Origin of the sequence: Thermus brockianus (assembly GCF_001880325.1) — a bacterium.
GTDB lineage: Bacteria > Deinococcota > Deinococci > Deinococcales > Thermaceae > Thermus > Thermus brockianus.
Genome location: NZ_CP016312.1, coordinates 903,854 through 920,183, shown reverse-complemented (window position 1 = coordinate 920,183; position 16,330 = coordinate 903,854). Strand labels below are relative to the sequence as shown.

The following is a 16,330-nucleotide window of genomic DNA, read 5'->3' as shown; positions in this document are numbered from 1 at the left end:
GACTACCCTACTCCTTATGCCTCGGGTTGGCTAGGGGCATTTGCCCAAATCACTCCTCCTGGTCCGCTTGGTGGAGCCTTTTGCCCCAGGGGCTTTGGGGGGCGTGGTGCTCTAGGACTAGGCTCCGCACCCAGGGGTCTTGGATGCGCTCGGCGGCGTAAAGGGGGTGGTGGCGGCGCACCTGGAAGGCGCCCAAGAGCCCCCGGCGCAGGGGGTAAGGGGGTAGGGGCGGGGCGAAAAGCCCCGTGAGGATGCGCTCCAGGGGGCGGTAGGGCCTTAGGGCCTTGCCGGCGTCGTGGAGGAGGGCGGCCCGCACCACCTCCTTGGGGGCCTCGGGGTGGGCCCTGAGGAGGCGGCGGGCCACCCGCACCGCATGGGCCCGGTCCCGGGGGTCCATGGCGAGGTAAAGCGCCCCTTCTTCCCCCTCCAGGAAGGCCAGGGCAAAGGCGTCGTCGGGAGGGGTTTTGGGGGGGAAGAAGGCCTCGAGGAGGCGGAAGAGGCGCTTGGCCAAGCTAGATGAACTTCTTGAGCATGTTGGCGATTTCCTCGGGCTTCTTGGGGTCCACCTTGCCCTCGGAAACCTCCGTGGCGCAGACGTTGAGGAACTCGTGGAGGATCAAGGTGGCTGCCGCCTCCATGGCCTTCTTGGTGGCGGTCATCTGGGTGAGGACCTCATCGCAGGGACGGCCCTCGGCCACCATCTTCTGCAGGCCCCGAACCTGGCCCTCAATGCGCCGTAGACGCTTCAGGATGTTCTCCACGGTGTCCTGTCCCAGCTCGGTGGTCTTGGTCATGGGGGCATTATATACCACTACCCCCTATGGCGTCTTCGCTCATGGGTTCCTCAGATTCCGGGGCCTTGGGCCTGCGCACCCAAAGGAGCCTTCCCCCCAGGAGGCGGGTGATTTGGTGAAGGCGGGCTTCGGGGTCTTCGGTAGGCGCCTCGTCCTTGGGGGCTTCTTCCGGGTCCTCCTTGGGCGGGGCCGCCGGGGCGGGGGTACGGGGAGTGGGTTTGGGAGGGGGGCTTACGGGCTCAGGGCTTTTTTTTTCCAGGACGAGGAGGATCTCCTCCACCCCGAAGTGCTCCTGGGCCAGGGGCAGAAGCGCCCCCTTTTGCTCCTCGGCCTTTTTGTGGTGGAAGGCCTTGCTCTCGGGGAAGCGGAGGTAGAGGGTAGACCCCACCACCTCGGGCCTGGCCTCCCGCACGAAGGCCCGTAGGGTGGGCCTGAGGGCCTCCAAAAAGGCGCGGAAGCGGGGTGCCAGGTCTTCTCCCCCCTTGGGTTCCGGCCGAGCCCCCTCCTCCCGGCGCGGCGCGGGTGGGGGGGCGAGAGGGTCAAACTCGGGCAAGGGGGGTTCTGGGGGTTGGACCCTGGGCGCTTCCCCTTGGGCCTTGGGGGTGGGGGCGAAGGCGGAGAGGAGGGCCGCCTCGAGGGAGAGGAGGTCGGAACGCTTGCCCAGCCGCTCCGAGGCCTCGTCCAACCGGGTGAGGGCGGAAAGGAGGGCTTCGGGGGAAAGGGGAAGGGGCCTACCCGGGAGGCCGTAGGCGGCATAGAGGGCTTCCCGCAAGGCCTCCATAAGCCCCCCCACCAGGCTCCTCGGGGCGAAGCCTTGGCCGTAGAGCCTCCGGGCCGCCTCCAAGGCTTCCTTAAGCCGGCCCTCGCCCAGGGCCTGGGCCAGGCCGAAGAGGGCCTCCTTGGGGGGGAGGCCCAGGGCCTCCTCCACCTTGGCCCGGGTGAGGGGGTCCTCCAGGAGGAGGAGGCGGTCCAGGAGGCTTTCCGCATCCCGCATGGCCCCGTCTGCCAGGCGGGCCACCAGGAGGAGGGCCTCCTTCTCTGCCCTGCGCCCCAGGGTCTGGAGGATGCGCTCCAGCTTGCCGGCGATCTCCTCCTCCGTGAGGCGGCGGAAGCGGTAGTGCTGGGTGCGGGAGAGGATGGTGGGGGGCATCCTCTCGGGTTCCGTGGTGGCGAAGACGAAGAGGACATGGGGAGGGGGCTCTTCCAGGGTCTTGAGGAGGGCGTTGAAGGCGCTTTTGGAGAGCATGTGGGCCTCGTCCAGGATGAAGACCTTCTTGGGGGCGGAAAGGGGGGCGAGGAGGATCCTCTCCCTTAGCTCCCGCACGTCCTCCACGGAGTTGTTGCTGGCGGCGTCTATCTCCACCACGTCGGGGTGGCTCCCCTTTTGCACCGCCTGGCAGTGGGGGCAGGCCCCGCAGGGGCGCTCCTCCCCTTGGCACCCCACGGCCATGGCCAGGAGGCGGGCGGTGGTGGTCTTTCCCACCCCGCGGGGGCCGGAGAAGAGGTAGGCCTGGGCCAGCCTCCCTTCCCGGATGGCCCGAAGGAGGGGTTCTTTCACGTGTTCTTGGCCCACCACCTCGGCGAAGGTGAGGGGGCGCACCCGGCGGTAGAGGGCGCTCACAAGGGCTAGTATAGGGCGTGGTGCGGAGCTTTCTCTCCTTCCACGTCAAAGCCCCCTTGGAGGAGGTGGCGGCCTGGGCGGGAGGCCACACCCAAGGGGCCGGGGTGTACCTGGTGCCCGACCCGCCCTGGGTGAGCCTCTACCACGAGGCCCTCGAGGCCGAGGAGGACCCCAAGGCCATACGGGCTTTCCTGAAGGCGCTTTCCCGGCTGGGCCCCGCTTTGGCCTTCATGGTCCTGAACGAGGAGGACCTCCTTTTCCTCCAGGCGGAAGGGGGCGAGGTGGTGGCCGAGCTCAGGCGGGGCCCGGAACTGGGGGAAGCCCTCTTGGCCCCCGAGGCGCTTCTTCCCCTTCTGGCGGAGGCTAAGCGGATGCCCCCTATGGGCGCCGTCCAGGCCCTCGCTGCCCATTTCGGCCTCCACCCCGACCACGCCCTGCTAGGGTTTTTGGACCTTTTGGAAGCCGAGGAGGAGGAAGGCTTGCCCGAGGAGGTGGTCTACCTTGAGTGAGGCCCTGGTGGTGAAGGTGGGAGGGAGCCTAAGGGGGGCGGAGGCCCTTTTGGACGAGCTCGCCCCCTATCCTGGGCCCCTGGTCCTGGTCCACGGCGGCGGCCCCGAGATCGGGGCCCTCCTCGCCCGGCTGGGCTACGAAAGCCGCTTCGTGGGGGGCTTGCGCGTGACCCCCAAGGAGCACCTCGAGGCGGTGGAGATGGCCCTCTACCTCACGGGCAAGCGCCTGGCCGAGGGGCTTTCCCGAAGGGGAAGAAGGGCCCTGGCCCTTTCCGGGCGGGACGCCCTTTGCCTAAAGGGCAGGGCCCTGCCCGAGCTCGGCCGGGTGGGGGAGGTGGTGGGGGTGGAGGCGGGGCTTTTCCTGGACCTCCTGGAGAAGGGCTACACCCCCCTCCTCGCCCCCATCGCCCTGGACGAGGAGGGCCCCTTGAACGTCAACGCCGACACCGCCGCCGGCGCCGTGGCCGGGGCCTTGGGGTGGGGGGTGGTGTTCCTCACCGACGTGGAGGGGGTCTATGCGGACCCCAAGGACCCCACGACCCGCCTCCCCCGCCTCACCCCGGAGGAGGTGGAGGCCCTGAAAGCCCAAGGGGTCATCCAGGGGGGGATGATCCCCAAGGTGGAGGCGGCCCTGGCGGCGCTCCGGGCCGGGGCCCCCTGGGCGGCCATCGCCAAGGGGGGCCTAGGGGTTTTGGGGAGGGTGCTTTTGGGCGAGGCGGGTACCCTGTTCACCCCAAAAGCTGCAGAAAGGCCCGCATGAACCCGGGCAGGTCCTTGGGCCCCTGGGCGGTTACCAGGTTGCCGTCCACCACCACCCCTTCCTCCTGGTAAAGCCCGCCGGCGTTCACCAGGTCGTCGCGGATGGAGGGAAACCCCGTGACCCTCTTGCCCCGCACCACCCCGGCGCTGATGAGAACCCAGCCCGCATGGCAGATGGCCCCCAGGGGCTTGCCTTCCCCTGCCGCCTTCCGCACCAAGGCCAAGACAGCCTCGCTCCGCCGCAGGTAGTCGGGGGCGAACCCCCCGGGGATGAGGAGCCCCGCAAGCTCCGGGGCCTCCCCTGCGCCAAGCTCCGCCTTCCAGGCCAAGCCCGACTTGGCCCGGTACTCCCGGGCCTCGGGCCCCAGGACCACCGGGGTGTAGCCCGCCTCCTGCACCCGGTAGTAGGGGTAGAGGAACTCCCGCTCGTCAAAGAGGTCCGCTAGGAGCATCCCGATGCGCCGCACGCCACACCTCCAGGAACTCCTTCAGGATATTCCCCGTTACCCCCCAGATGTCCACCCCCCGCCAGGGGAAGTGCCACACCGTGCGCCCTAGGCGCACCTCGCTCCAGGGAACAAGGGCCAAAAGCTCCTCCAGGGGGGCGAGGAGGACCTCGGCCACCTCCTCCGGGCTGGGCTTTAGGGGGGGGAGGTCTTCCCGAAAGACCACCACGGGCTGCACCCAAAACCCCTGGGGGGAAAGGGCGGGGGAGAGGAAGCCCAAGGCTTCCACCCCCCTTAGCCCTACCTCCTCCTCCGCCTCCCTTAAGGCCGCCTCCACCACCCCTTCCCCCGCTTCCACCACCCCCCCGGGGAAGCTCACCTGGCCGGCGTGGGTGGGGAGGGAGGGGCTACGCCGGGTGAAGAGGAGGTGCCCCCCCAGGAGGGGCACGGCCACCGCCGCTAGCCGAAAGCCCTGGGGGAGGGCTACTTCTGGCAGGCTTTGCGGGAGCGCCTTCTTAAGGCGGTCTCGGGGTCCAAACCCCTTTTGGCGAAAAGCCCCACCAGGTTCCAAAGCGCCTCCTCCAGGTCATCCCTCTCCAGCGCCCTCAAAAGCCCCTCCTCGCTTCCGGGGTCTATGCCCTTGCGCTGGAGCTCGTAGGCCCTTAGCAGGGTGGGGAGGTTCTTGGGCAGGCCGCAGGGGTCTTCCCCCTTACCCTCCTGGGCCTTCAGGTCTTCCCAGCGGGCCTTGACCTCCTCTGGGGTCTTGGCTTCCGCCTCCCCGAAGACGTGCGGATGGCGGCGGATGAGCTTTTCCACGATGGCCCTTTCCACGTCCTCGTAAGCGAAGCGCCCTTCCTCCTCGGCGATGACGCTGTGGAAGGCCACCTGGAGGAGGACGTCCCCAAGCTCCTCCGCCATCTCCTTGGGGTTCCCGCCCAGGAGGGCGTCCGCCGCCTCCGAGGCCTCCTCCAGGAGGTAGGGGACCAGGCTCTCGTGGGTCTGGGCCCGGTCCCAAGGGCACCCTCCGGGGCCCCTAAGGCGGCGCATCACCTCAAGCAGGCGTTCCATGCCCCCCATTCTCGCGCAAAAGAAGCCCACCCAAAAGGGATAGCCCCACCAAAAGGAGGCCCAAGGGGTCCAAGGGAGCGGGTTCCAGGACCACACCTGCGGGGGTGGGTATGGGAAGCCCGGTGGTGCGGGTGAGGAGGAAGAGGACCAGGAGCACCCCCACCAAAAGGCGCCCGGCTCGGAGCCAAGGGGGGCCAAGGCGCACCTCCAGAAGGGGCAAAAGGAGGAGGGAAAGCCCGTAGCCCAGCTCCAAGGCCAGGAGGAGCATGAAGAGGAGGCCGTACCAAAAGCCCGGGGTTTGCAGGGCAAGGCTAGGGTCCTTCAGGCGGAAGACCTCCCCGCAAAGCCCCCCGCCCAAGGGGGTATCCCCCAGGCCGAGGAGCTGGAGGAAGAAGGGGAGGGTAAGGAGAATGCCGGCTAAGCGGAGCATAGTCCCAAGGCTCCTTCCAGGGGGCATCTTACCCCGGTGAAGTACATTTGTCCCCCTGAGGCCCCCTATCCTGTAGCCATGCGGCGTTGGATGGCACTCCCCTTTCTTCTCGGTCTGGCCCTGGCCCAGGAGGTGCGGCTGGTGGAGGGGTGGGTCCGTTACCCGGCTAGCCTGGCCGTTACCGCTGCGTACCTAACCTTGGAGAACCCGGGTGAACGCCCTTTGCGCCTTTTGGGGGCGGAGGCGGCGTGGGCCGAGCGGGTGGAGCTTCACGGCACCTTCCACCAGGAAAAAGACGGCAAGATGGTCATGGGAATGCGGCCTGTGGACTTCGCGGAGGTCCCGCCCAAGGGAAGGCTTGTCCTCAAGCCGGGCGGGTACCACCTCATGCTCTTCAACCTCAAGCGGCCCCTCAAGCTGGGGGAAAAGGTGGAGCTTGTCCTGAAGTTCCAAAACGGCACCCAGCTTAAGGTGCTCCTGCCCGTGGAGGCCCGATGAGGTGGCTTGGGCTTTCCCTTGCCCTCTTGGCCCTCCTGGGGGTGGCCTACCTTTTCCTGCCCAAGGGCCATAGCTTCTACGGCACCAGGCTCATGCAGCCTAAGCCCGTGGACTTTGCCCTGCAAGGCCCAGGGGACCCTGTGCGCTTGGCCGATTTCCAGGACAAGGTGGTCCTCCTCTTCTTCGGCTACGTGCACTGCCCCGATGTCTGCCCCACCACCCTTCTCGCCTTGAAGCGGGCTTACGAGAAGCTTTCCCCGAAGGAGCAGGAAAGGGTGCAGGTGGTCTTCGTCAGCGTGGACCCAGAGCGGGACCCGCCCGAGGTGGCGGACCGCTACGCCAAGGCCTTCCATCCCCGCTTCCTGGGCCTTTCCGGAAGCCCCGAGGCCATCCGGGAGGTGGCCCAGGGCTTTGGCGTCTACTACCAGAAGACCCAGTACCGGGGGCCCGGGGAGTACCTGGTGGACCACACCGCCACCACCTTCGTGGTACAAGGGGGGAAGCTTGTCCTCCTCTTCAGCCCGGACAAGGTGGAGGCCACGGACAAGGTGGTGGCGGACCTTAGGGCCTTGTTGTAGCATGAAGCATGGCGGATTTCAGAGATTTCTTGGAAAAGACCAAGGAGACGGTGCGGTCCGTGGCCGATGAGGCGGAGAAGCGCCTCTTGGAGCTCAAGGACAAGCTGGACCAGGACAAGGATGGCCGGCCCGACGTGGTGGAGCGGGCCTTGGAGGAGGCCAAGAAGGCGCTGGAGGAGGCGAAGGCCCGCCTGAGGGAGTTGGACCAGGACCAGGACGGACTACCCGACCAGCTCAAAGGCTTGGCGGAGGCGGCCAAGAAGGCGGCGGAGACCGCCAAGGCCAAGGCGGAGGAGGCCGCCCGCCTCCTTCGGGAGCGCCTGGGCCGGGGCTAGCCCAAGGCCACGTCCAGGGCCATCATGGTGGCGAAGCCCACCATGACCCCGAAGGTGGACACGTCCCCGTTCCCTTCCGCCTGGCTTTCCGGGATCACCTCCTCCACGATGACGAAGACCATGGCCCCCGCCGCCAAGGCCATGAGGTAGGGAAGGAGGGCCATCATCTGCCCCACCAAAAGCGCTCCTAAGACCGCTCCCAGGGGTTCCACGATGGCGGAAAGCTGGCCGTAGAAGAAGGCGAGCCCCGCCCCCACCCCTGCCCGCCGCAGGGGCCAGGCCACGGCGAGGCCCTCGGGCAGGTTTTGCAGCCCAATGCCCACGGCTAGGGCAATAGCTGCCCCCAGGCTTGCCGCTCCTGTGGGGTCCAGGTCCGCAGCCCCGAAGGCTACCCCCACCGCCAGCCCCTCGGGGAAGTTGTGCAGGGTGATGGCCAGGATGAGAAGGGTGGTGCGCCGCCAATGGGTGGGGAGGCCCTCCGCCCTGGCCTCCGGCATGAGGTGGATGTGGGGAAGAAAGCGGTCCAAAAGGCGCAGCAAGGCCCCGCCCAGGAGGAAGCCCACCACCGCCGGAACGAGGGGGTTTTGCCCTTGGGCTTCCGCCATCTCCATCCCCGGCAGGAGGAGGGAGAAGACGCTCGCTGCCAGCATCACCCCGGCGGCGAAACCTAGCATGCCGTCCAGAAGTTTGCGGCTGGGCTCTTGGGCGAGAAAAACGCTGGCGGCTCCCACTGCGGTCAGCCCCCAGGTGAAAAGGCCGCCCAGGAGGGCGTGGAGGACCGGGGTGTCCATGCCCCTGATTTTAGGCAAACCTAAACCCCGAGGCAAGCCCGCTTTGGGGTATCCTGAGGTAAGGTATGCTGGATAAGCTCGCGCGCCTAGAAGAAGAGTACCGGGAGCTGGAAGCGCTCCTTGCCGACCCCGAGGTCCTAAAGGACCCCGGGCGCTACCAGAACCTTTCCCGGCGCTACGCTGAGATGGGGGAGATCATCGCCCTCATCCGGGACTACCGCAAGGTGCTGGAGGACCTCGAGGGCCTGGAAACCCTCCTGGAGGACCCCGACCTGAAGGAGGAGGCCAAGGCGGAGAAGGAACGGCTTCTTGCCCGGAAGGACGAGCTGGAGCGGGAGCTTGAGCGCCACCTCCTGCCCAAAGACCCCATGGACGAGCGGGACGCCATCGTGGAGATCCGGGCCGGCACCGGGGGGGAGGAGGCGGCCCTTTTTGCCCGGGACCTCTTGGAGATGTACCTCCGCTTCGCCGAGGAGATGGGGTTTGAAACGGAGATCCTGGACTCCAACCCCACGGACCTTGGCGGCTTTTCCAAGGTGGTTTTTGAGGTGCGGGGTCCGGGCGCTTACGGCACCTTCAAGTACGAGAGCGGGGTCCACCGGGTGCAGCGGGTTCCGGCCACGGAAACCCAGGGGCGGATCCACACCTCCACGGCCACGGTGGCCGTCTTGCCCAAGGCGGAGGAGGCGGACTTCCAGCTCAACATGGACGAGATCCGCATTGACGTGATGCGGGCCTCGGGGCCTGGGGGGCAGGGGGTGAACACCACGGACTCTGCCGTGCGGGTGGTGCACCTGCCCACGGGGATCATGGTCACCTGCCAGGATTCCCGGAGCCAGATTAAAAACCGGGAGAAGGCCCTCATGATCCTAAGGAGCCGCCTCCTGGAAATGAAGCGGGCGGAGGAGGCGGAAAAGCTCCGCCAGACCCGCCTGGCCCAGATTGGCACCGGGGAGCGCTCGGAGAAGATCCGCACCTATAACTTCCCCCAGTCCCGGGTCACGGACCACCGCATCGGCTTCACCACCCACGACCTCGAGGGCGTCCTCTCGGGCCACCTCCAGCCCCTTTTGGAGGCCCTCAAGCGGGCTGACCAGGAGCGCCAGCTGGAGGCCATGACGGAAGCGTGATGCGCCGCGAGATCCTGGTGGTGGCGGCCATCCTCCTGGACCGCCAGGGCCGGGTTCTCTTGGTGGGGAACGACTGGGGCCGCAAGGGCCAGGTGCGCTATACCCTTCCCGGGGGCACGGTGGAGCCGGGGGAGACGGTACTGGAGGCCCTGGCCCGGGAGGTGCGGGAGGAGACGGGGCTTTGGGTTAAGGCGGTGGAGCACCTGGCCTACGTGATCCAGGTGGAGGACCGGCGCAAGAACGAGCGCACCCTGGCCATGGCCTTCAAGGCCAGCTACGAGGGGCTTTTAAACCCCAAGGACCCCGATGGGCACATCGTGGAGGCCCGCTTTTTCACCCCGGAAGAGGTGGCGGCCAAGCTGGCCGGCCACCGCCCCTTGCAGGAACCCCTTCTGGATTACCTCTCCGGGGAGCGGGGGCGGTTTTACGCCTACACCGGCTGGGGCCAACCGGGGGTGCGGGTCTAGGGGCCGAGCTTCCGCTTGAGGTAGCTAAGGAGCTCCTCCAAGGTTTTCCTTAGGGCCCTTTGCTCCTCCGCCAGGGCCTCGAGGGGGTCCTTGGGCGCCTCGTTGCCGCTCAAGGTTTTAAAGAGCAGGGTGGGGTTGCCGCACCGGGGACAGGACACCTCTACCGGCCGCACCGAGGGGGCATAGAAGACCCGGGCCCCACACCGGGGGCAGAGGAGGTACTTGACTCCCAGGGCTTCCCCCTTGCGCACCGCTTCCGCCAGCTCCTTGGCCTCTTCGCGGGGAAAGCCCAGGAAGTAGTCCTCCCCCACTTGGACCAGACCCAGGCTTTCCTCGGTACTCCTTAAGTCACCCCGCTTCCCCTCGGGCACCTCCCAGGTATAGCCGTTCCAGCGGAAGTGGCGGAGGTGCTTTCTCCCCTCCAGGTCCTCTATTTCCACGATGAGCTGGAGGTTGAGGTCTTTGGGGTAGTAGAAAAGGCGTACTGCTTGGACGCCGGAAAGGCTTTTGGTGGGGGGGAGGGTGTAGCTCAGAGGTCCTTCGCCCTTGGCGGGGTAGCCCACCAGGCGCTCCAGGTCGTAGAGGGTGAGGCCAGGGCGCTCCTCGTTGCCAAAGAGGAGGCGCTCCACGTAGCGGAAGGCGGCCTCGAGGCCGGGGTCCATGGAGAAATCTTACCATGCGGGGCAGGGTGTCCCTTGGCGATAATGGGGGCATGTCCCTTCTCTTTACCCCTCTAGCGCTTCGCGGCGTGCGGCTCAAAAACCGCCTGGCCATGTCCCCCATGTGCCAGTACTCGGCCACGGAGGACGGGAAGGTCACGGACTGGCACCTCCTCCACTACCCTACCCGGGCCCTAGGGGGCGTGGGGCTCGTGCTCCTCGAGGCCACCGCTGTCCTCCCCGAGGGGCGCATCAGCCCCTTTGACCTGGGCATCTGGTCGGAGGAGCACCTCCCGGGCCTTGCGGAGCTAGCCCGCCGCATCCGGGAGGCGGGGGCGGTGCCGGGCATCCAGCTGGCCCACGCCGGGCGCAAGGCGGGGGTGGCGAGGCCCTGGGAAGGGGGAAAGCCCTTGGGCTGGCGGGTGGTGGGGCCAAGCCCCATCCCTTTTGCCGAGGGCTACCCCGTGCCCGAGCCCCTGGACGAGGGGGGGATGGAAAGGGTTTTGGAGGCTTTCGTGGAAGGGGCGAGGCGGGCCCTGAGGGCGGGCTTCCAGGTGGTGGAGCTCCACATGGCCCACGGCTACCTCCTCTCCTCCTTCCTCTCCCCCCTGAGCAACCGGCGGGAGGACGCCTATGGAGGGAGCCTGGAAGGCCGCATGCGCTTCCCCCTAAGGGTGGCCCAGGCGGTGCGGGAGGCCCTGCCCGAGGAGGTTCCCCTCTTCGTGCGGGTTTCCGCCACGGACTGGGCGGAAGGGGGGTGGGGCCTGGAGGACACCCTGACCTTCGCCCAAAGGCTTAAGGCCCTAGGGGTGGACCTTTTGGACTGCTCCAGCGGGGGCGTGGTGCCTGGGGTGCGGGTGCCGGTGGCCCCTGGGTTTCAGGTGCCCTTCGCCGATGCCGTGCGCAAACGGGTGGGGCTTCGCACGGGGGCCGTGGGCCTCATCACCGCCCCTGAACAGGCGGAAACCCTCCTCCAGGCGGGTAGCGCCGACCTCGTCCTCCTGGGGCGGGTCCTCCTCCGCGACCCTTACTTCCCCTTGCGGGCGGCCCAGGCCCTGGGGGCCAGGGCGGAGGTCCCTCCCCAGTACGCCCGGGCCTTTTAGCCCCGGTGGTCCGGCAGGGCTTATCGGTGGGCCTTTGGGTCCGGGCCCCCTGCCTTTTACCCTGCTTGGGGACTTGGGCGGTCGGACCGCTGCCTAAGGGTCCCTACGCCCATCTTGGGTAGACTAGGCCCATGCGGGCGATCCGGGTACACGAGGTGGGCGGGCCCGAGGCGTTGCGGCTAGAGGAGCTTCCCCTCCCCAAGCCGGGGCCGGGGGAGGTTTTGGTCCGGTTGGAGGCCATCGGGGTCAACTACATTGACACCTACAAGCGGAAGGGCCTCTACCCCATGCCCCTCCCCTTCACCCTCGGCGAGGAGGGGGCTGGGGTGGTGGAGCAGGTGGGGGAAGGGGTCCTGGGCGTGCGCCCGGGGGACCGGGTGGCCTTCGCCAACGTGCAGGGCGCTTACGCCGAGTACCAGCTCGTCCCTGCCGAGCGTCTGGTGCCCATCCCCGAGGGGCTCAGCCCCAAACTGGCGGCGGCGGTCCTCCTCCAGGGGATGACCGTGCACTACCTCCTGAAGAGCACCTACCCCGTGGGGCCGGGGACCCAGGTCCTGGTGCACGCCGCCGCGGGAGGGGTGGGCACCCTCCTCGTCCAGTGGGCCAAGCGGCTTGGGGCCACGGTCTACGCCACGGCCAGCACGGAGGAGAAGCGGGCCCTGGCGCGCTCCTTGGGGGCGGACTACGCCCTCCCCTACGAGGGCTTCGCCCAGGCGGTGAAGGCCCTTTCCGGGGGCGGGGTGGATGTGGTCTACGACGGGGTGGGGCAGGCCACCTTCCTGGAGAGCCTCGAGGCCCTCCGCCCCCGGGGCTACCTGGTCCTCTTCGGCCAGTCCTCGGGTCCCGTGCCGCCCCAGGACCCCCAGATCCTGAACCGCAAGGGAAGCCTCTTCCTCACCCGCCCCACCCTCCACCACTACACGGCAAGCCGCAAGGAGCTCCTTTGGCGGGCGGGGGAGGTTTTCCAGGCGGTGCGGGAAGGGTGGCTTAAGGTCCTCATCGGGGCCGAGTTCCCCCTGGAAAAGGCCCAGGAGGCCCACGAGGCCCTGGAGGGGAGGAAGACCACGGGGAAGGTCCTCCTAATCCCCTAGGAAGCGGGCCCGCCAGGCCCTAAGGCCCTCCTCCGGCAGGTAGGCTCCCCGCACGGTACAGGCGAGGGCGGCGAGGGCCGTGGCGCCCCTTAGGCTTGCTTCCAGGTCCTCCGGAGCGAGGGTGGGGAGGCTTGCCCGGGTGTAGCCCTTCCGGAGGAGGAGGGTGAGGAGGCCCGCCGTGAAGCTATCCCCCGCCCCCACGGTGTCCACCACCGCCACCCTTTCCGCCGGCAGGCGCACCTCCCTTTCCCCCAGGAAGGCCAAGGCCCCCTCCTCCCCCAGGGTGAGGACCTTGAGGGGTGGGGGAAGCCGCCGGACCCCTTCCAGGGGGCTTTCCGGGAAGAGGAGGCGGGCGTCCTCCAGGGAGAGCTTCAGGAGGTCCACCCGGTTTAGGTAGGCTTGGATGCGCTCCCTTTCCTCCCCCGTGGGGGGATGGCGCAGGTTGGGGTCGTAGGAGCGGAGGGCCCCTTCCCCCTCCGCCTCTTCCAAAAGGGCCAGGACCCCATCCGCCGTGCGCCCTTCCAGGGCGAAGAGGGAACCGAAATGGAAGGCCTTGGCTCCCCGTAGCCCCCCGGGCGCTGGCCGGTAGGGGGCTTGGAAGGGGCGGTGGAAGCTATAGGTGGCGTTTCCTCCTTCGCCCAGGCGCACCAGGGCCAGGGGCATGGGGCCCCGGTGGCGCACGAGATGGGCTTCCAAGCCCCTTCGGGCCATCTCCGCCTCGCTCCACTGGGAAAGCCAGTCCGTGCCCACCTCCGAGAGGAAGCGCACGGGGAGGCCAAGCCGGGCCAGGGTGGTGGCGGTGTTCAGGGCCGAGCCCCCCAGGACCCCGGTGAAGCGCAAAGGCTCTTCCCCCTCCAGGATGAGGTCCACCAGGACCTCGCCGGTTAGGGCCAGCATGGGTCCATTATCCCCGAAAGGCCTCACATTTTTCCCCAGGGGAAGTGGTATAATCCCCCCGAAACCAGGGCAACCCCGCGCGGTCTTCACGGCGCCCTTCGCTTCCATCCCGCCCTCAGGAGGTGTGAGCATGCTTGGAGGATATGCCCATAGGATTGCCCGTATTGACCTCACGAGCGGCAAGGTGGAGTACTTCGCCCCCGACCCCAAGGACCTGGAGATGTACGTGGGGGGCCGGGGCCTTGGGGTGAAGTACGTGTTTGAGAACGGCCCCCAGGTGGACCCCTTTAGCCCGGACAACCTCCTGGCCATCATGAACGGCCCCCTCTCCGGTACCCGGGCCAAGATGTCGGGGCGGCTCGCCGTGGTCACCAAAAGCCCCCTCACGGGCACGGTCACGGACAGCCACATGGGGGGCTGGACCGCCGCCAAACTAAAGTGGGCGGGGTTTGACGGCCTCCTCATCAAGGGGGCCTCGGAGAAGCCCGTCTACCTCCTGGTCAAGGACGGGGAGGTGACCCTCCACGACGCCAGCGACCTCTGGGGCAAGACCACCCACGAGGTGCACCGCATCCTCCGCGAGCGGCACGGGGAGGAGGCGGACGTGATGGCCATCGGCCCCGCCGGGGAGAACCGGGTGCGCTTCGCCAACTGGATCAACAACGACGAGCGGGCGGCGGGCCGGGGGGGCACTGGGGCGGTGGCGGGGAGCAAGCGGCTCAAGGCCATCGTGGTGGTGGGCAAGCAGGAGCAGATGCCCCAGCCCAAGGACCCCGAGCTTTGGCGGGAGGCGGACCGGCTGGCCTCCGCCACCATCAACGACCCCAAGAACGTCACCGCCCCCAAGAAGGGCGGGCTTTCCCTCTACGGCACCAACGTTCTCATGAACATCACCAACGTCATGGGGGCCCTGCCCACCTTCAACGCCCAGCACACCTGCATAGACGGCGTGCAGGCCATCTCCGGGGAGTACATCCGGGAGCACCGCCTCGTCAAGGACAACACCTGCCACGCCTGCCCCGTGGCCTGCAAGAAGATGGTGGAGGTCCACATCAACGGCAAGACCATCCGCTTTGAGTCCTACGAGTACGAGTCCGCCTGGGCCCTGGGGGCCCAGGCCGGGCACACGGACACCGACTGGACGGGCTACGCCATCTACCTCTGCAACGCCTACGGCATGGACACCATTGAGGCGGGCAACGCCATCGCCGTCCTCATGGAGGCCACGGAGAAGGGCTACTACACCGGGGAGGACGGCCTCCGCTTCGGGGACAAGGAAGGGGAGATCCGCATCCTCGAGGCCATCGCCCTCCGCAAGGGGGTGGGGGACATGCTGGCGGAAGGCCCGGCCCGCTTCGCCAAAGCCATCGGTCACCCGGAGATCTCCTTGGAGGTGAAGGGCCAGTCCATCCCCGCCTACGACCCCCGGGGCCTCAAGGGCATGGGCATCGCCTACGCCACCTCCAACCGCGGGGCCTGCCACCTTAGGGCCTACACCCCCGCCTCGGAGATCCTGGGGGTGCCCTACAAGACCGATCCCTTGGCCTGGGAGGGCAAGGGCAAGCTCACCAAGCTCTTCCAAGACCTTTCCGCCTTCACCGACTCCCTGGACCTCTGCAAGTTCAGCCAGTTCGCCGAAGGGCCCGAGGAGTACGCCAAGCAGCTCGCCGCCTACTGGGGCCGCCCGGTGAGCCCGGAGGAGATCCTGCAGATTGGCGAGCGCATCTACAACCTGGAGCGCTACTACAACAACCTGGCGGGCTGGGCCGAGGGCTCGGACTACCTGCCCAAGCGCTTCCTGGAGGAGCCCTCGGACTGCGCCGGCTCCAAGGGGCAACGCGCGGAGCTGGACCTCATGCTGGAGGAGTACTACCGGGAGCGGGGCTGGGAAAAGGGCGTGGTGCCCAGGGCGAAGCTCGCCGAGCTCGGCATCCTCTCCCAAGCGGCGGACGATTAAGCCCCCTCCCTAGCCCCGGCCCTCTAGGGGGCCGGGGTTTAAACTGGCCCTATGCCCAAGGTGAACCTGTACGCCACTTTCCGCGACCTCACGGGGCAAAGCCACCTGGAGGTGGAGGGCAGGACCGTGGGGGAGGTGTTGGAAAACCTGGTCCGGGCCTACCCCAAGCTAAGGGAGGAGCTTTTTGAGGGGGAGGCCTTGGCGGAGCGGGTTTCGGTCTTTTTGGAGGGGCGGGACGTGCGCTACCTGGAGGGCCTTTCCACCCCCCTTTCCCCGGAAGCCACCTTGGACCTCTTCCCGCCGGTGGCGGGCGGGGCGCCGGAGGCCACCTTCGGGGCACTTCCCCCCTGGCTTCTAGAGGAGTACCTGGTTTCCTGGGGCGGAAGGAAGCTAGGGGAAGGCCATTACGCCCTCCCCGGGGCCATGGTCCGCTTCGCCGAGGCCGAGCCCTTAAGGGTGGGAAGCCTGAGCATCCCGCAGCTTTGGGTCGGGGTGGAAGGGGAGGAGGCGGAGGCTTGGTTTAACCGCATCGCCTTCGCCGCAAGCCGCGGGGGTGGCTAGAGGTCCCAAAGGGCATAGCCCTGGGCGTGCACCACCTCTACCCCCAAAGGGGTTTGGTAGCGCCTTTGGGGGTTGGCCCCCACGAGGGGGGTGTGGCCGTGGACGTGGAGCCGGGGGCGGAAAAGGCGGTGGAAGAGGAGGAAGGCGCCGCTTCCCCTATGGGCGAAGTCCTCCCCCGCCGTGGGTCCCGGGGGCGGGGCGTGGGTGAGGAGGACGTCTACGCCCCGGCCCCTAAGGAACCGGCGGGGCAGGAGAAGCAAGGGTTTGAGGGCCATGCGGTAGAGCTCGGCTTCCGCAAGCTGTCCTTCCCCTTCGCGGTACCGGGGCACCCCCCCGATGCCGTAGAAGAGGAGCCCCCGGTGGCGGTAGAGCCTGCCGTGGAGGTTCACCACGCCCCCGGGGCGTTTCTTCCGCCCCTCTTCCCACACCCATTCCTCCCCGTGGTTGCCGGGCACGAAAAGCACCGGCACCGCCACCTTGCTGGCCACGTACTCCAGGTATTCCCCCGGCAGATCCCCCGCCGCCAGGACCAGGTCAAAGGGGGGCAGGTTTTGCGGGAAGCGGGGGGAGTGGATGTGGGGGTGGACCTGGTCGGAAAGGAGAAGGAGGCGCACGCTTCTTTTCATTCTGGCAGGA

At 68.0% G+C, this 16,330-nt stretch carries 22 protein-coding genes; 11 read left to right on the top strand and 11 right to left on the bottom strand.

Features of this window, described 5'->3' with window-relative positions:
* Positions 1-49: 49 nt before the first annotated feature.
* Genes A0O31_RS04845 through dnaX form a run of 3 tightly spaced genes read right to left on the bottom strand, consistent with a single transcriptional unit; the run spans position 50 to position 2,415 of the window.
* Positions 50-511 carry an HD domain-containing protein gene (locus tag A0O31_RS04845; RefSeq protein ID WP_071676905.1) on the bottom strand — a complete coding sequence of 154 codons (462 nt, stop codon included), beginning with the start codon at positions 509-511 and terminating at the stop codon, positions 50-52.
* A gap of 1 nt (position 512) precedes the next feature.
* Positions 513-794 carry a metal-sensitive transcriptional regulator gene (locus A0O31_RS04840; protein ID WP_039459634.1) on the bottom strand — a complete coding sequence of 94 codons (282 nt, stop codon included), beginning with the start codon at positions 792-794 and terminating at the stop codon, positions 513-515.
* A gap of 7 nt (positions 795-801) precedes the next feature.
* Positions 802-2,415 (bottom strand): DNA polymerase III subunit gamma/tau, encoded by a 1,614-nt coding sequence (dnaX, locus tag A0O31_RS04835; RefSeq protein ID WP_071676904.1) that lies wholly within the window; start codon positions 2,413-2,415, stop codon positions 802-804.
* 17 nt (positions 2,416-2,432) lie between these two features.
* On the opposite strand from dnaX, the gene A0O31_RS04830 reads away from it, so the two are divergent.
* Both A0O31_RS04830 and argB read left to right on the top strand, forming a co-directional pair.
* Entirely contained in the window at positions 2,433-2,924 is a 492-nt protein-coding gene (locus tag A0O31_RS04830; protein ID WP_152024397.1) for a hypothetical protein, read from the top strand.
* The gene (argB, locus tag A0O31_RS04825) at positions 2,917-3,684 is read left to right on the top strand and encodes an acetylglutamate kinase (RefSeq protein WP_071676903.1); all 768 of its coding nucleotides are present in this window, start codon (positions 2,917-2,919) and stop codon (positions 3,682-3,684) included. Before A0O31_RS04830 ends, argB begins: the two co-directional genes overlap by 8 nt.
* Here argB and A0O31_RS04820 read toward each other — a convergent pair.
* The 4 genes from A0O31_RS04820 to A0O31_RS04805 are packed head-to-tail and all read right to left on the bottom strand — an operon-like array spanning position 3,653 to position 5,627.
* Complete coding sequence (locus A0O31_RS04820) at positions 3,653-4,150, bottom strand: type 1 glutamine amidotransferase domain-containing protein (RefSeq protein ID WP_071676902.1); 498 nt, start codon at positions 4,148-4,150, stop codon at positions 3,653-3,655. The two genes, argB and A0O31_RS04820, sit on opposite strands and share 32 nt — an antisense overlap.
* Positions 4,113-4,583, bottom strand: a complete 471-nt coding sequence (locus tag A0O31_RS04815) for an NUDIX hydrolase (protein ID WP_071677919.1) — start codon at positions 4,581-4,583, stop codon at positions 4,113-4,115. Before A0O31_RS04815 ends, A0O31_RS04820 begins: the two co-directional genes overlap by 38 nt.
* Before the next feature lie 29 nt (positions 4,584-4,612).
* Entirely contained in the window at positions 4,613-5,206 is a 594-nt protein-coding gene (locus A0O31_RS04810; RefSeq protein WP_071676901.1) for a MazG family protein, read from the bottom strand.
* Positions 5,181-5,627 (bottom strand): hypothetical protein, encoded by a 447-nt coding sequence (locus A0O31_RS04805; RefSeq protein WP_071676900.1) that lies wholly within the window; start codon positions 5,625-5,627, stop codon positions 5,181-5,183. Before A0O31_RS04805 ends, A0O31_RS04810 begins: the two co-directional genes overlap by 26 nt.
* A 78-nt stretch (positions 5,628-5,705) precedes the next feature.
* Here A0O31_RS04805 and A0O31_RS04800 point away from each other — a divergent pair, with 78 nt between their 5' ends.
* The 3 genes from A0O31_RS04800 to A0O31_RS04790 are packed head-to-tail and all read left to right on the top strand — an operon-like array spanning position 5,706 to position 7,038.
* On the top strand, positions 5,706-6,125 hold the full coding sequence (locus tag A0O31_RS04800) for a copper chaperone PCu(A)C (RefSeq protein ID WP_071676899.1): 420 nt from the start codon (positions 5,706-5,708) through the stop codon (positions 6,123-6,125).
* Complete coding sequence (locus tag A0O31_RS04795; protein ID WP_071676898.1) at positions 6,122-6,703, top strand: SCO family protein; 582 nt, start codon at positions 6,122-6,124, stop codon at positions 6,701-6,703. The genes A0O31_RS04800 and A0O31_RS04795 overlap by 4 nt, the downstream gene beginning before the upstream one ends.
* Before the next feature lie 8 nt (positions 6,704-6,711).
* A complete protein-coding gene (locus A0O31_RS04790) occupies positions 6,712-7,038 on the top strand; it encodes a dolichyl-phosphate-mannose-protein mannosyltransferase (protein ID WP_071676897.1) in 327 nt (108 codons plus the stop codon).
* Here the strand turns inward: A0O31_RS04790 and A0O31_RS04785 are convergent.
* Positions 7,035-7,829, bottom strand: coding sequence for a ZIP family metal transporter (locus A0O31_RS04785; RefSeq protein ID WP_071676896.1), 795 nt, complete (start codon positions 7,827-7,829; stop codon positions 7,035-7,037). The genes A0O31_RS04790 and A0O31_RS04785 overlap by 4 nt on opposite strands.
* A 65-nt stretch (positions 7,830-7,894) precedes the next feature.
* On the opposite strand from A0O31_RS04785, the gene prfA reads away from it, so the two are divergent.
* On the top strand, positions 7,895-8,959 hold the full coding sequence (gene prfA / locus A0O31_RS04780; RefSeq protein WP_071676895.1) for a peptide chain release factor 1: 1,065 nt from the start codon (positions 7,895-7,897) through the stop codon (positions 8,957-8,959).
* Positions 8,959-9,426: an NUDIX hydrolase gene (locus A0O31_RS04775; protein ID WP_071676894.1), complete on the top strand. Its 468-nt coding sequence runs from the start codon at positions 8,959-8,961 to the stop codon at positions 9,424-9,426. The genes prfA and A0O31_RS04775 overlap by 1 nt, the downstream gene beginning before the upstream one ends.
* On the opposite strand, the gene A0O31_RS04770 is transcribed toward A0O31_RS04775, so the two are convergent.
* A complete protein-coding gene (locus A0O31_RS04770; RefSeq protein ID WP_071676893.1) occupies positions 9,423-10,088 on the bottom strand; it encodes a hypothetical protein in 666 nt (221 codons plus the stop codon). The two genes, A0O31_RS04775 and A0O31_RS04770, sit on opposite strands and share 4 nt — an antisense overlap.
* A 50-nt stretch (positions 10,089-10,138) precedes the next feature.
* On the opposite strand from A0O31_RS04770, the gene A0O31_RS04765 reads away from it, so the two are divergent.
* On the top strand, positions 10,139-11,188 hold the full coding sequence (locus A0O31_RS04765; protein WP_071676892.1) for an NADH:flavin oxidoreductase/NADH oxidase: 1,050 nt from the start codon (positions 10,139-10,141) through the stop codon (positions 11,186-11,188).
* Positions 11,189-11,319: 131 nt separating this feature from the next.
* Positions 11,320-12,279 (top strand): quinone oxidoreductase family protein, encoded by a 960-nt coding sequence (locus A0O31_RS04760; RefSeq protein WP_071676891.1) that lies wholly within the window; start codon positions 11,320-11,322, stop codon positions 12,277-12,279.
* Here A0O31_RS04760 and A0O31_RS04755 read toward each other — a convergent pair.
* Complete coding sequence (locus A0O31_RS04755) at positions 12,268-13,176, bottom strand: carbohydrate kinase family protein (RefSeq protein ID WP_071676890.1); 909 nt, start codon at positions 13,174-13,176, stop codon at positions 12,268-12,270. The genes A0O31_RS04760 and A0O31_RS04755 overlap by 12 nt on opposite strands.
* A gap of 130 nt (positions 13,177-13,306) precedes the next feature.
* Here A0O31_RS04755 and A0O31_RS04750 point away from each other — a divergent pair, with 130 nt between their 5' ends.
* Both A0O31_RS04750 and A0O31_RS04745 read left to right on the top strand, forming a co-directional pair.
* Positions 13,307-15,133 (top strand): aldehyde ferredoxin oxidoreductase family protein, encoded by a 1,827-nt coding sequence (locus A0O31_RS04750; protein WP_071676889.1) that lies wholly within the window; start codon positions 13,307-13,309, stop codon positions 15,131-15,133.
* 51 nt (positions 15,134-15,184) lie between these two features.
* The gene (locus A0O31_RS04745) at positions 15,185-15,694 is read left to right on the top strand and encodes a ubiquitin-like small modifier protein 1 (RefSeq protein ID WP_071676888.1); all 510 of its coding nucleotides are present in this window, start codon (positions 15,185-15,187) and stop codon (positions 15,692-15,694) included.
* Here A0O31_RS04745 and A0O31_RS04740 read toward each other — a convergent pair.
* Complete coding sequence (locus A0O31_RS04740; RefSeq protein ID WP_203226801.1) at positions 15,691-16,320, bottom strand: metallophosphoesterase; 630 nt, start codon at positions 16,318-16,320, stop codon at positions 15,691-15,693. The two genes, A0O31_RS04745 and A0O31_RS04740, sit on opposite strands and share 4 nt — an antisense overlap.
* Between the last annotated feature and the right edge of the window lie 10 nt (positions 16,321-16,330).

Excerpts from the sequence above, each read along its gene's own strand:
- A0O31_RS04840 (WP_039459634.1), bottom strand. The coding sequence starts at position 794 with ATGACCAAGACCACCGAGCTGGGACAGGACACCGTGGAGAACATCCTG.
- A0O31_RS04810 (WP_071676901.1), bottom strand. The coding sequence starts at position 5,206 with ATGGGGGGCATGGAACGCCTGCTTGAGGTGATGCGCCGCCTTAGGGGC.
- A0O31_RS04805 (WP_071676900.1), bottom strand. The coding sequence starts at position 5,627 with ATGCTCCGCTTAGCCGGCATTCTCCTTACCCTCCCCTTCTTCCTCCAG.
- A0O31_RS04800 (WP_071676899.1), top strand. The coding sequence starts at position 5,706 with ATGCGGCGTTGGATGGCACTCCCCTTTCTTCTCGGTCTGGCCCTGGCC.
- A0O31_RS04795 (WP_071676898.1), top strand. The coding sequence starts at position 6,122 with ATGAGGTGGCTTGGGCTTTCCCTTGCCCTCTTGGCCCTCCTGGGGGTG.
- A0O31_RS04790 (WP_071676897.1), top strand. The coding sequence starts at position 6,712 with ATGGCGGATTTCAGAGATTTCTTGGAAAAGACCAAGGAGACGGTGCGG.
- A0O31_RS04785 (WP_071676896.1), bottom strand. The coding sequence starts at position 7,829 with ATGGACACCCCGGTCCTCCACGCCCTCCTGGGCGGCCTTTTCACCTGG.
- prfA (WP_071676895.1), top strand. The coding sequence starts at position 7,895 with ATGCTGGATAAGCTCGCGCGCCTAGAAGAAGAGTACCGGGAGCTGGAA.
- A0O31_RS04775 (WP_071676894.1), top strand. The coding sequence starts at position 8,959 with ATGCGCCGCGAGATCCTGGTGGTGGCGGCCATCCTCCTGGACCGCCAG.
- A0O31_RS04770 (WP_071676893.1), bottom strand. The coding sequence starts at position 10,088 with ATGGACCCCGGCCTCGAGGCCGCCTTCCGCTACGTGGAGCGCCTCCTC.
- A0O31_RS04765 (WP_071676892.1), top strand. The coding sequence starts at position 10,139 with ATGTCCCTTCTCTTTACCCCTCTAGCGCTTCGCGGCGTGCGGCTCAAA.
- A0O31_RS04760 (WP_071676891.1), top strand. The coding sequence starts at position 11,320 with ATGCGGGCGATCCGGGTACACGAGGTGGGCGGGCCCGAGGCGTTGCGG.
- A0O31_RS04755 (WP_071676890.1), bottom strand. The coding sequence starts at position 13,176 with ATGCTGGCCCTAACCGGCGAGGTCCTGGTGGACCTCATCCTGGAGGGG.
- A0O31_RS04750 (WP_071676889.1), top strand. The coding sequence starts at position 13,307 with ATGCTTGGAGGATATGCCCATAGGATTGCCCGTATTGACCTCACGAGC.
- A0O31_RS04745 (WP_071676888.1), top strand. The coding sequence starts at position 15,185 with ATGCCCAAGGTGAACCTGTACGCCACTTTCCGCGACCTCACGGGGCAA.
- A0O31_RS04740 (WP_203226801.1), bottom strand. The coding sequence starts at position 16,320 with ATGAAAAGAAGCGTGCGCCTCCTTCTCCTTTCCGACCAGGTCCACCCC.